At 66.5% G+C, this 12,573-nt stretch carries 11 protein-coding genes; 4 read left to right on the top strand and 7 right to left on the bottom strand.

The genetic code is table 11. From position 1 onward, the window contains the following. Positions 1-1,125 precede the first annotated feature (1,125 nt). The 3 genes from AC07OC_RS15395 to AC07OC_RS15385 are packed head-to-tail and all read left to right on the top strand — an operon-like array spanning position 1,126 to position 4,497. Positions 1,126-2,196 (top strand): tetratricopeptide repeat-containing glycosyltransferase, encoded by a 1,071-nt coding sequence (locus tag AC07OC_RS15395; RefSeq protein WP_218340170.1) that lies wholly within the window; start codon positions 1,126-1,128, stop codon positions 2,194-2,196. Positions 2,197-2,239: 43 nt separating this feature from the next. Beyond that, on the top strand, positions 2,240-3,304 hold the full coding sequence (locus AC07OC_RS15390) for a PLP-dependent cysteine synthase family protein (protein WP_218340169.1): 1,065 nt from the start codon (positions 2,240-2,242) through the stop codon (positions 3,302-3,304). A 20-nt stretch (positions 3,305-3,324) separates the two neighbouring features. Further along, on the top strand, positions 3,325-4,497 hold the full coding sequence (locus AC07OC_RS15385; RefSeq protein ID WP_494601644.1) for a lipocalin-like domain-containing protein: 1,173 nt from the start codon (positions 3,325-3,327) through the stop codon (positions 4,495-4,497). Between the two features lie 50 nt (positions 4,498-4,547). On the opposite strand, the gene AC07OC_RS15380 is transcribed toward AC07OC_RS15385, so the two are convergent. From AC07OC_RS15380 to AC07OC_RS15360, 5 genes are all read right to left on the bottom strand, one after another. Then, entirely contained in the window at positions 4,548-5,549 is a 1,002-nt protein-coding gene (locus tag AC07OC_RS15380; RefSeq protein WP_494601642.1) for a branched-chain amino acid ABC transporter permease, read from the bottom strand. Between the two features lie 12 nt (positions 5,550-5,561). Further along, the gene (locus tag AC07OC_RS15375; RefSeq protein WP_218295499.1) at positions 5,562-6,446 is read right to left on the bottom strand and encodes a branched-chain amino acid ABC transporter permease; all 885 of its coding nucleotides are present in this window, start codon (positions 6,444-6,446) and stop codon (positions 5,562-5,564) included. A 133-nt stretch (positions 6,447-6,579) separates the two neighbouring features. Next, a complete protein-coding gene (locus AC07OC_RS15370) occupies positions 6,580-7,776 on the bottom strand; it encodes an ABC transporter substrate-binding protein (RefSeq protein WP_218340167.1) in 1,197 nt (398 codons plus the stop codon). Positions 7,777-7,832: 56 nt separating this feature from the next. Then, the gene (locus tag AC07OC_RS15365) at positions 7,833-8,558 is read right to left on the bottom strand and encodes an ABC transporter ATP-binding protein (RefSeq protein ID WP_218340166.1); all 726 of its coding nucleotides are present in this window, start codon (positions 8,556-8,558) and stop codon (positions 7,833-7,835) included. 1 nt (position 8,559) lies between these two features. Next, positions 8,560-9,330 (bottom strand): ABC transporter ATP-binding protein, encoded by a 771-nt coding sequence (locus AC07OC_RS15360; RefSeq protein ID WP_218295502.1) that lies wholly within the window; start codon positions 9,328-9,330, stop codon positions 8,560-8,562. A 446-nt stretch (positions 9,331-9,776) separates the two neighbouring features. Between AC07OC_RS15360 and AC07OC_RS15355 the strand changes: the two genes are divergently transcribed. Then, positions 9,777-11,591, top strand: a complete 1,815-nt coding sequence (locus AC07OC_RS15355) for an ABC transporter transmembrane domain-containing protein (protein WP_218340165.1) — start codon at positions 9,777-9,779, stop codon at positions 11,589-11,591. Positions 11,592-11,733: 142 nt separating this feature from the next. On the opposite strand, the gene AC07OC_RS15350 is transcribed toward AC07OC_RS15355, so the two are convergent. Together AC07OC_RS15350 and AC07OC_RS15345 are read right to left on the bottom strand one after the other, a co-directional pair. Beyond that, positions 11,734-12,219, bottom strand: a complete 486-nt coding sequence (locus AC07OC_RS15350) for a DUF1178 family protein (protein ID WP_218340164.1) — start codon at positions 12,217-12,219, stop codon at positions 11,734-11,736. Positions 12,220-12,243: 24 nt separating this feature from the next. Further along, entirely contained in the window at positions 12,244-12,549 is a 306-nt protein-coding gene (locus AC07OC_RS15345) for a DUF2818 family protein (RefSeq protein ID WP_218340163.1), read from the bottom strand. Positions 12,550-12,573 lie beyond the last annotated feature (24 nt).

Here is a 12,573-nt window from a genome sequence, read left to right as displayed (position 1 = left end):
GTGCGGGCCCCTGGCCTGCTCGGCGCGACGCCCAACAACAATCTCACCTGCTTTGACGGGCCCACCGGCCGCCTGGGGCCCTGCGCAGGGGGCATCGGCACCGGGGCGACTGGCGCCACCGGCCCCACGGGCCCCACCGGAGCGATCGGAGTGACAGGGCCCACGGGGGTCACGGGTGCTGCCGGTGCGACCGGTGTGACGGGAGCGGCGGGACCCACGGGCGCCACGGGTGCAACTGGCGCTACCGGGGCAGGAGCTACTGGTGCGACCGGCTCGACAGGACCTGCTGGAGCCACAGGAGCCATGGGAGCCATGGGCCCCATCGGTCCAACAGGGGCCGACAGCGCCGTGCCCGGACCACAAGGCGTCCAGGGGATTCAAGGCCCTGTAGGTCCCACAGGCCCCATTGGGGCCACTGGCGCCACCGGGGCAGGAACAGTGACACTGACCACTGTCTCCAACAGCGACAATTGGTCCTTCGGCGGCGTGGGCGATCCAGCAGGAGGTGACCAAGTCACGGTGACCGCAACTTGCTCAGCAGGAAAAACAGTGGTTAGCGGGGGCTGCCGCGCTACCGCAGGCGCCAGCGGCAGCTATTTTGGAGGTGGCTACCCCTCTGCGGCCGACAAATGGACGTGTGAATACTCAATTTGGGGTGCACTGTCAGCGCAAGCCTATGCAATCTGCCAGTAGGATGCGCTGGCCTCAACCACGCTTACGCTGTACAAGAATGGAGCATCCACGGGACTGAGTTCCTCCGTGAGCAGCACACCGGCGGGCCGCTTGCACCAGTGCAGCGCGGCCCTCTGCCTACTAACGATCCTGCGTGGCATATGAGCAGGGCCAGCGTTGGCGGGATTTACATCCGATAGAAACGCGATTGAAGGAGTCGCAATCGACGCCATGCGCTGCGAGTGATTCAGGAGGTTTGCATCGGCCTGTGCCAAGCCCAAAAAAGATGCCATATCGCACTTCCTGATCATTCGCCTCCAAGTAGGATTGCGACACAGAACCCTGGCGGACGACAGCCTGCGCCTCTCCCGGACTGCGCGCAGGCTGGACACCAGGGGCTGCTCGCAGTACGGGGGATACACACCCAGGTTCCAAAGCCCTCGCTAAAGACATATGCCTCGCGTCGTCCTCAACATGATTGTTAAGAACGAGGCCCCGGTCATCGCCCGGTGCCTCGGCTCGGTCAAGCCCTGGGTGGACCACTGGGTCATTGTGGACACGGGCTCCACCGACGGCACGCAGGACCTCATCCGCGCGTTCATGCAGGACGTGCCTGGCACGCTGCACGAACGGCCCTGGAAGAACTTCGCGCACAACCGCAACGAGGCGCTCGAGCTGGCGCGCCCCCATGGGGCCTATCTGCTGTTCATCGATGCCGATGAGCAGCTGCGTGTACCGCCGCAGTTCACCTGGCCCGAACTCACGGCCGATGGATACACCCTGACCTGCCACATGGACGGCTGGGAATATCAGCGCAACAGCCTGGTGGCCACCCGCATCGGCTGGCGCTGGGAGGGTGTGCTGCACGAGTACCTGACCGCCGCGCAGCACGGCCCCTGGCAGACGCTGCAGGGACCGGTCATCCATGTGTCTCACGATGGCGCCCGCGCGCGCGACCCCGAGACCTATCTGCGTGACATGGCGCTGCTGGAACAGGCCGTGCGGGACGACCCCACGAACACGCGCAATGTGTTCTATCTGGCCCAGAGCTGCCGCGATGCCGGGAAGATCGAGCCCAGCCTGCTGTGGTACCAGCGCCGGGTCGACATGGGGGGATGGGACGAAGAGCGCTGGTATGCCCTGTTCCAGATCGCCGTGCTGCATGAGCGCAACCAGGCCCCACCCGCCACCGTGCGCGATGCTTATCTGGCGGCCTACGCGGCTCGCCCGCAGAGGGCTGAGCCCCTTTGCGAACTGGCCCGCTATCACCGCGAACGGGCCGAACATGCACTGGCCACCGTGTTTGCCCTGCAGGCGTCACAGATTCCGCAACCTGCGGACATTCTTTTTGTGGATACACAGGTGTACACATGGCGTGCACTGGATGAGCTGGCCGTCAGCGCCTTCTACACCCCCCACCGAGACCTGGGTCGTGCTGCGCTGCAGCGGCTGCTGGCCGAGCGCCGATACCCGGCGGACCAGGCCCAACGCATCGAAGCAAATCAGGTTTTCTACGGTCCGTGACCATCTCTGCGGCCCAGGCTGGAGGCGCTGCGACAATGCTCGCATGCAGACTCTCTCCCCTCCTTCCCGCTGGCTCCACGAAGCCATCGCCCGCATCGAAGCCGACTACCAGCGCAGCGCCGACACGCACCTGATCCCGCTGCGGCTGCCCGCGTTTGCCGCGCATGGCATTGACCTGTACCTCAAGGACGAATCCACCCACCCCACGGGCAGCCTGAAGCACCGGCTGGCGCGGTCGCTTTTCTTGTATGCACTGTGCAACGGCTGGGTGCATGAAGGCTCGACCATCGTCGAGTCGTCCAGCGGCTCCACTGCGGTGAGCGAAGCCTACTTTGCGCGGCTGCTGGGGCTGCCGTTTGTGGCGGTGATGCCGCGCAGCACCTCGCCCGAGAAGGTCGCGCAGATCGAGTTCCATGGCGGGCGTTGCCATTTTGTGGACAGCGCGGGAGCGGTGTATGAGGCGGCCCATGCGATTGCCGAGGAGACGGGCGGCCACTACATGGACCAGTTCACCTATGCCGAGCGCGCGACAGACTGGCGCGGCAACAACAACATTGCCGAGAGCATGTTCACGCAGATGGCGCGCGAGCCGCACTCGGTACCGCGCTGGATTGTGGTGGGCGCGGGCACGGGCGGCACCAGCGCCACCATTGGCCGCTATGTGCGCTACCAGCGCCATGCCACGCAGGTGTGCGTGGCCGACCCGGCGGGTTCGGTGTTCAGTGCCTACCACCGCACGGGCGATGCGCAGCTGACGGCGCCAGGATCCCGCATTGAAGGCATTGGGCGCCCACGGGTGGAGCCGAGCTTCATCCGCACGCTGGTGGACCGCATGGTCGATGTGACGGACTGCGAATCCATTGCCGCCATGCGCGCACTGTCGCAGCTACTGGGGCGGCGCGTGGGGCCCTCCACCGGCACCAACTTTGTGGCCATGCTCACGCTGGCCAGCGAGATGCGCGAGCGGGGCGAGCGCGGCTCCATCCTGTCGCTGCTGTGTGATGCGGGCGAGCGGTATTTACCCACGTATTTCGACACCGAATGGGTGGACCGCACGTTCGGCGATTGCTCGGCAGCGCAGCAGAAGGTAGATGGCCTGATCGGCTGATGCCAGCCGCGCACTGCACCATGCCCTCCACCGCCCTGTCCCCGGGCCCTGCCGGGCCATTCACCGGCCCCGCTGCCACGCGCCGCCAGTGGCTGGCCAGGCAGCTGCCGCTGGGCATGGCGCTGGCGGGAGGGGCGGCGGGCTGGCTGCCCGGTCCGGCATCCGCCCTGCCGGCACGCACGCTGGCCTTTCCGCGTGACCATGGCAGCCACCCGGAGCTGCGCACCGAGTGGTGGTACATCACGGGGCATGTGCAGGCGCGGGGCCAGCCCTGGGGATTTCAGCTCACGTTCTTTCGGTCACGCGTGGACGCCACGCAGCCACTGCAGTCCGCGTTTGCCGCCAAGCAGCTGCTGTTCGCGCATGCCGCCGTCACGGACGTGCAGGGCCAGCGTCTGGTGCACGACCAGCGCATCGCACGCACGGGTTTCGGCGTGGCGCAGGCCAGCGAGGCCGATACCCGCATCCGGCTGCAGGACTGGACGCTGGAGCGCAGCGACATGGCGCACGGCAAGCCCCACTTGGCGCTCAGCCGCTACACGGCCCGGATCGCAGGCAGCGAATTCGGCATGGAGCTGCAGTTCGACAGCACCCAGCCCGTGCTGCTGCAGGGCCAGCAAGGCCTGTCGCGCAAGGGGCCTGACGCGGCGCAGGCCAGCTACTACTACAGCCAGCCGCAGCTGGCGGTCAGCGGCCACCTGACGGTGGGGGGCCGCCGCATGGATGTCACACCCGGCACCGGCCGCGCCTGGATGGACCACGAATGGAGCGAGGCCCTGCTGCACCCCGAAGCCCAGGGCTGGGACTGGATCGGGATGAACCTGCACGATGGCAGCGCGCTCACCGCGTTCCGCCTGCGGCGTGCCGATGGCTCGGCGCTGTGGGCGGGGGGATCGCTGCGCGCGCCAGGGCAGCCCGTGCAGGCATTCGACGCACGGTCCGTGGTGTTCACGCCGCAGCGGTGGTGGAGCAGCCCGCGCAGCGGCGCGCGCTATCCGGTGCAATGGCGGGTGCAAACACCCGCTGGCGCGTTTGAAGTGCGCACCGTGCTGGACAACCAGGAGCTGGACAGCAGCGGATCGACGGGCGCGATCTACTGGGAAGGCTTGTCCGAGCTGGTGGACCACGCAGGCCTGCCCGTGGGCCGGGGCTACCTGGAGATGACCGGATATGCAAAACCGCTGCGCCTGTGAAGGCGGCAGCGGCTGGGGATGGGAGGGCCGCCAGAGGCGGCCGTATCGCCTCAGTGCTTGGCGGAGTTGCCCGAGCGGCGCTGCGCCAGCCACGCGATGATCTCGCCCATGATGCCGCGGCGGAAGGCGAGCACGCAGACGACGAAGATCAGCCCTGTGACCATGGTGACGGATTCGCCCAGGGTCTTGAACCACTCCACGCTGGTCAGCGCAGCGAGCAGGTTGCCGAATTCGCCGATCTTGTTCTCCAGCAACACCACCACGGCCGAGCCGATCAGCGGGCCCGACAGGGTGCCCAGCCCCCCCACGAGCGTCATCAGGATGACCTGGCCCGAAGCCGTCCAGTGCACGTCGGACAGCGTGGCGAAACCCAGCACCAGCGTCTTGAGCGAACCGGCAAGGCCTGCCAGCGCCGCCGACAGCACGAAGGCCAGCAGCTTGAAGCGGTGCGTGTCGTAGCCCAGCGAGATGGCGCGAGGCTCGTTCTCCTTGATGCCCTTGAGCACTTGGCCGAACGGCGAATGGATGGTGCGCACGATGACGAGGAACGCCAGCACCACGATCACCAGCGCCACGTAGTACATGACCAGGTCGCTCTGCAGGCTGATGATGCCAAACAGCTTGCCGCGCGGCACGCCCTGCAGCCCGTCCTCGCCCCCGGTGAACGGCGCCTGCAGGCAGACGAAGAACAACATCTGCGCCAGTGCCAGCGTGATCATCGAGAAGTAGATGCCCTGGCGGCGGATGGCCAGCCAGCCGAACAGCAGGCCCAGCAGCGCGCCACCGGCCGTGCCCAGCAGCAGGCCGATCTCGGGCGTGAGGCCCCAGACCTTGATGGCGTGGCCGGCCACATAGGCTGCTCCGCCCAGAAACGCGGCGTGCCCGAATGACAGCAGGCCGGTGTAGCCCAGCAGCAGGTTGAACGCGGAAGCGAACAGCGCGAAGCACATCAGCTTCATCACGAAGACGGGATAGGCGCCAAGGAAGGGCGCGGCGATCAGGGCCAGCAGCAGCAGGCCGTAGCCGATGGAGGCAAGGTTCTTGGTATTCATGCGGACGGCCCCTTATTTTTCTTTGCCGAACAGGCCGGCGGGGCGGATGAGGAGAACGATGACCATGATGACGAACACCACGGTGGAAGACGCTTCGGGGTAGAACACCTTGGTGAAGCCCTCGATGACACCCAGGCCCAGCCCGGTGAGGATGGAGCCCATGATGGAGCCCATGCCGCCAATCACCACCACGGCGAAGACCACGATGATGAGGTTCTGCCCCATGAGCGGCGTGACCTGATAGACCGGCGCCGCCAGCACGCCGGCAAACGCGGCCAGCGCGGCACCGAAGGCATAGGTCAGCGTCACCATCACCGGCACGTTGATGCCGAAGGCCTCCACCAGGCGCGGGTTCTCGGTGCCGGCGCGCAGGTACGCGCCGAGCTTGGTCTTCTCGATCACGTACCAGGTGGCCAGACACACGACCACCGAGGCCACCACCACCCAGGCGCGGTAGTTGGGCATGATCATGAAACCCAGGTTGGTCGCGCCCTCCAGCAGCTCGGGGGTGTCATACCCCAGTCCGGAGACGCCATAGATCGAGCGGAACACCCCCTCGATCAGCAGCGTGAGGCCCAGCGTGAGCAGCAGGCCGTACAGGTGATCGAGCTTGTAGATCCAGCGCAGCAGCAGGCGCTCGATCAGCACCCCGAACAACCCCACCGCCAGCGGCGCCAGCACCAGCATCCACCAGTAGTTGATGCCGAAGTAATTCATCGCCATCCAGGTCATCAGGGCTCCCGTCATGAACAGCGCCCCGTGGGCGAAGTTGATGACGTTGAGCAGGCCGAAGATCACGGCCAGCCCCAGGCTGAGAATGGCATAGAACGAGCCGTTGACCAGCCCCAGGAGGAGCTGGCTCAACAGGCCCGGCAATGAGACACCAAAGATTTCCATGGGAGGCAGCTGCAGGTGGGGGTGAACGGTTCAGGTCGGGAGGAAGGGAGGTGCCGGGCAGGCCCCTGCGGGCCACCGGACCGGCCCTGGGCGCGCGCACGCGCACCCAGGGCCTTCTTTCTTTCTCAGCGGTTTACTTCCAGAGCGCGCACTTGCTCTCTGCCTTGGTGGTGAACACCGTGTCGCCCGGCAGCTTCTTGATGAGCTTGTAGTAGTCCCATGGCTTGGTGGATTCGGCGGGCTTCTTCACTTCCATGAGGTACATGTCGTGCACGTAGCGGCCATCGGGACGCAGCTGGCCAGACGCGAAGAAGTCGTTCATCTTCATGCCGCGCCAGGTCGTCATGACCTTGTCGGCATCGATGCTCTTGGCTGCTTCCACGGCCTTGAGGTAGTTCATGGTGGCGGAGTAGTCGGCGGCCTGGATCTCGCCGGGCATGCGCTTGGTCTTTTCAAAGAAGCGTGCGGCGAACTTGCGCGTGTCGTCGTTCAGGTCCCAGTACCAGCTGGTGGTGAACTGCAGGCCTTCGGTGTTGCGCAGCCCCAGGCTGTGCACGTCGCTGATGAAGATCAGCAGGCCCGCGAGCTTCATGCTCTTGCCGATGCCGAATTCCTTGGCGGCCTTGATGGCGTTGATGGTGTCGCCACCGGCATTGGCCAGGCCCAGGATCTGCGCCTTGGAGTTCTGTGCCTGCAACAGGAACGACGAGAAGTCCGACGCGTTGAGCGGATGGCGCACGGTGCCCACCACGGTGCCGCCCTTGGCCTTGACCACCGTGCTGGTGTCGGCCTCCAGCGCATGGCCGAATGCATAGTCGGCGGTGAGGAAGTACCACGACTTGCCCCCGGTGTCCACGATGGCCGAACCCGTGCCCTTGGCCAGCGCCACGGTGTCGTAGGCGTAGTGCACCGTGTAGGGGCTGCATTGCTCGTTGGTCAGTGCGGAGGATGCGGCGCCATTGTTGATGTACACGCGCTTCTTCTCGGCGGCCACCTTGGCGGACGCGAGGGCCGTGCCGGAATTGGTGCCGCCAAACAGCATGGTCAGGCCCTGGGTGTCGATCCACTCGCGCGCCTTGGACGCCGCGATGTCGGCCTTGTTCTGGTGGTCCGCGGTGAGCAGCTCGATGGGCATGCCCAGCACCTTGCCGCCGAAGTCGTCGATGGCCATCTGGATGGCCACGGCCCCGTTCTTGCCCTCCACGTCGGCGTACAGGCTGGACATGTCGGTGATGAAGCCGATCTTGACCTTGTCCTGCGCGTGCGCGGCCGAGGTGGCCAGGCCCGCTGCGCCCAGCATCAATGCCAGCACTTTGAGTTTGTTCTTCATGGATTGTCTCCTGTGGGTGTGGTGGAAGAAAACGGGAAAGAGGTCACCTGGACAGCTCAGACGCCCAGCAGTTCGGTGAGCACGGGCATCTTTGCCTCAAGCTCGGACGCACCGAACTTCTCGACGATGCGGCCGTGCTCCATGACGTAGAAGCGGTCGGCCAGCGGCGCGGCGAAGCGGAAGTTCTGCTCCACCATGACCACCGTGTAGCCCTTTTCGCGCAGCATGGTGATCATGCGGGCCAGCGCCTGCACGATGACAGGCGCCAGGCCTTCGGAAATCTCGTCCAGCAGCAGCAGGTTGGCCCCCGTGCGCAGGATGCGGGCCACGGCCAGCATCTGCTGCTCGCCGCCCGACAGGCGCGTGCCCTGGCTGTTCCTGCGTTCGGCCAGGTTGGGAAACATGGCGTAGATCTCCTGCACCGACATGCCGGGCGTGCCGGTCTTCAGCGCCGGCGGCAGCAGCAGGTTTTCCTCGCACGACAGGCTGGAGAAGATGCCGCGCTCTTCCGGGCAGTAGCCCACGCCCAGGTGGGCGATGCGGTGCGTGGGCATGTGGATCGTCTCGACGCCGTTGATCTTGACCGAGCCCTTGCGCGCGCCGGTCAGCCCCATGATCGCGCGCATGGTGGTGGTGCGGCCCGCGCCGTTGCGCCCCAGCAGCGTGACCACCTCGCCGGGTTGCACGACGATGTCCACACCATGCAGCACGTGCGACTCGCCGTACCAGGCCTCGAGGTTGCTGATTTCAAGGGCAGGGGTCTTGGATGCGGTGGTCGCCATCTCAATGTGCTCCCTGCAGTTGGCCATCGGTGGTGCCCATGTAGGCTTCCATCACTTGCGGGTTGTTGGACACCTCGGCATACGGGCCTTCGGCCAGCACGGCGCCGCGCTGCAGCACCGTGATGCGGTCGGCGATGGTGGAGACCACCTTCATGTTGTGTTCCACCATCAGGATGGTGCGGCCGGCCGAGACTTTCTTGATGAGCTGGGTGACGCGGTCCACGTCCTCGTGGCCCATGCCCTGCGTGGGTTCGTCCAGCAGCATGAGTTCGGGCTCCATGGCCAGCGTGGTGGCGATCTCCAGCGCGCGCTTGCGGCCGTACGGCAGGTTCACGGTGACCTCGTCGGCCAGGTCCTCCAGGCCCACCTCGGTCAGCAGCTGCATGGCCCGGTCGTCCAGCTGGTGCAGGGTGCGCTCGCTGCGCCAGAAGTGAAATGAGGTGCCCAGCTTGCGCTGCAGTCCCAGGCGCACGTTCTCCATCAGCGTGAGGTGCGGGAACACGGCCGAGATCTGGAACGAGCGGATGACGCCGCGCCGGGCGATCTGCGCGGGCTGCTCACGGGTGATGTCGTGCCCGTTGAAACGGATGGTGCCCGACGTGGGCGTGAGGAATTTTGTCAGCAGGTTGAAGCATGTGGTCTTGCCTGCGCCATTGGGACCGATCAGCGCATGGATGGAACCCCGGCGCACGGCCAGGTTCACATCGCTGACGGCGGTGAAGCCCTTGAACTCTTTGGTCAGGCTGTGGGTTTCAAGAATGACGTCGCTCATTGCGCCTGGGTCGCTCCGTTGGGTGCTGGGGGAAGAAGCCTTGCGGCAAGGACTTCATGCGTGCGTTTTTGTCGCAGTGCATCGTATGCCCCCCTACCCTGCGGTAGATACTGGGACTAATGCCTATGTATAAACGCCTATGCCTTCTGGCGCACCAGGCAAGCGCATGCGCGCCGCCTCCGTCCAGGGCGAGGCACCCGCCCTTCCGCCATCGCGCTTTTTGCCGCCCTGGCCGTCTCGGCAGGCCCCATGGCGAGGGTTCTGTCCGGCAGGCGCGGTCCGGCAAGACACTGACTTTTTACTTACAACCTGCAGCGTCGGGGGCCCCGCAGGGCTGCGGATGGGCAGCCCGCCGCCGCCCGGCGCGCTTCTGGCAAACATTCCCGTGGCCTGGGAGATTGCCCCGCCGCGTGCGGGGACCGGGGATGGGAACCTACACTGCATCCATGGCTTCCACCCCTTCCCAACCCGCCCGCGGGGCGCCCCGCTCCCTGACAGGCCTGCTTCCATTTTTGCGGCCGTACCGGGCCCGCATCGCGTTGTCGGTGGTGTTCCTGGTGCTCGCGGCCCTCGCCACCCTGGCGTTTCCACTGGCCTTGCGCAACCTAGTGGACGGCGGCCTTGTCAGCGCGGACAAGGGGGCCCAGACCATGGCGCTGCGCAACCATTTCGAGGCCCTGTTCGCCGTGGCCGTGGCGCTGGGGGTGTTCTCCGCCGCGCGCTTCTACATGGTGAGCTGGCTGGGCGAGCGCGTGACCGCGGACCTGCGCGACGCCGTGTACAGCCATGTGCTGCGCCAAAGCCCCCAGTTTTTTGAAACCACGCAGACCGGGGAAGTGCTGTCGCGCCTGACCACCGACACGACGCTCGTCCAGACCGTGGTCGGTTCGTCCTTGTCCATGGGCCTGCGCAATGCCGTCATGGGCGTGGGCGCGCTGGCCATGCTGGTGTGGACCAATCCCTATGTCATGTCGGTCGTGCTGCTGGCCGTGGTGCTGGTGGTGCTGCCCACCATGTGGATCGGGCGCAGGGTGCGGCGCCTGTCGCGCGACAGCCAGGACCGGGTGGCGGACTCGAGCGCCATCGCGGCGGAAGTGCTCAACGCCGTGCCGGTGGTGCAGAGCTACGCGGCCGAGCCCCGCGAGTCCGCCCGCTTCATGCAGGCCACCGAAAATGCGTTCCAGGTCGCCATCAAGCGCACCCGTGCCCGGGCCCTTCTGGTGGCCTTCATCATCATTGCCAACGCCGCGCTGCTGCTGTGGGGCCTGTACCGCGGCACGGAGGCCGTGCTGGCGGGCAAGATGACCGCCGGCCATCTGGGGCAGACCGTGGTGTACGTGATCCTGCTGGCCGGCGCCGTGGCAGTGCTGGGCGAGGTCTACGGCGACCTGCTGCGCGCCGCGGGCGCCACGGAGCGGCTGATGGAGCTACTGGGGAGCCGCTCCCCCGTGGCGGACCCGGACGAGCCCCAGGAACTTCCGCTCTCCGAACGCGGCCTGGAGGTGGAGTTCGAGCAGGTGCAGTTCCACTACCCCTCGCGCCCCGATCAACCCGCCCTGCACGACTTTTCCCTGCGCCTGGCGCCCGGCGAAACGGTGGCGCTGGTGGGCGCCAGCGGCGCGGGCAAGACCACCGTGTTCCAGCTGCTGCAGCGCTTTTACGACGTGGACTCCGATGCCGACGGCGTCCCGCAGGGGCGCATCCGTCTCAATGGCGTGGATATCCGCACGCTGCGGCTCAAGGCCCTGCGCTCGCACACGGGCACCGTGCCACAGGACGCGGTGATTTTCTCGGCCTCCGCGATGGACAACATCCGCTACGGGCGCCCCGACGCGACGGACGAGGAGGTGGTGGCCGCCACGCGCGCCGCGTTCGCGCACGACTTCATCACCGCGCTGCCGCAAGGGTATGCCACCTTCCTGGGAGAGCGCGGCGTGCGCCTGTCAGGCGGCCAGCGCCAGCGCATTGCCATCGCCAGGGCCATGCTCAAGAACCCGCCACTGCTGCTGCTGGACGAGGCCACCAGCGCGCTGGACGCCGAGAGCGAGCGCATGGTCCAGGCGGCACTGGACACCGCCATGCAGCGCCACACAGGCCGTCGCACCACGCTGGTCATCGCCCACCGGCTGGCCACCGTGCAGAACGCGGACCGCATCGTGGTACTGGACCATGGGCGCATCGTCGAGCAGGGCACCCACACGGCCCTGCTGGCGCAAGGCGGCGTCTATGCCCGCCTGGCGGCATTGCAGTTCACGGTGTAGCACCGGGCGCCCCGGGGGCACGGGCGGAGCTTCACAGGCTTCGGGAAATCGCTATAAATACAATAGCTTATTGCGCTTGCGCATCAAGCGTTTGCGACCAAAATGGCCACAACATATTGGCGGCCAGGCAGCGCCGGGAAGGCTATTGAAGGGTTTCCTTGGACGCCGCGGGCAATGCCAGGGGCAGGACGGCAATGCCCTCCTCCAGCAACTCCAGGGCCTCGTCGGGGGTGGCCTGACCACGAATCGCACGCTCCTGCACCTCGCCATGGTGCATGCGGCGGGCTTCCTGGGCAAAACGCCCTCCCACATCCTCGGTGCTGGCGACGATCTTGCGAGCCAGTTCCAGCCAGGCGGCCTGCAGCGCGGGCGCAAGCACGCCGGCATCGGCCGGCGCCCCTCCGGCTCCGGGCACGGGAGACGGCGTTGTCACGGTGGGTGTGGCGACGGCTGGATCTCGCGCGCCCAGATTCAAGCGCGGAGCGCTCAGGCGCTTTTCAATGTGGGCGTCCGCGCACAGGGGGCATTGCACCAGCCCGCGCTGCTTCTGGCCCTGGAAATCATCCTCCGATCCGAACCAGCCTTCAAAGACATGGCCGAGCCGGCATTGGAGATCAAGCACCTTCATGGCAACACCTGAACGCGCCGGCCGTCACCCGTGGCGGCGCAGCAGGTACCGGTAGACAAAACCTGGAAAGGCCAGCGTGAGAAACAGCGTCCCGGTGATGGCATAGAACTCCCAGCCTTGCGGCGCGATCTGCCCTGCGCGGCGCTCCAGCAAGAGCGCGAGGCCGCCGACCAGGACATACAGCAGGAGGAGCTCAGCCAGCCGGCCTACGAGCGGCTTGCGCTGCCCGGCAACGGGCCCCACCACCAGCCAGCGGTGGTTCACAAACGGCAGGTTGGCGGCGATGAAGGCCGCCACGATGACCAGCCAGACGGACCCGGTAAGAGACACAGGAACGAACGAGAGCGGCGAGGC

It is taken from the genome of Acidovorax sp. GW821-FHT10E04 (genome assembly GCF_059415185.1).
This window is presented reverse-complemented; position numbering and strand designations above follow the sequence as displayed.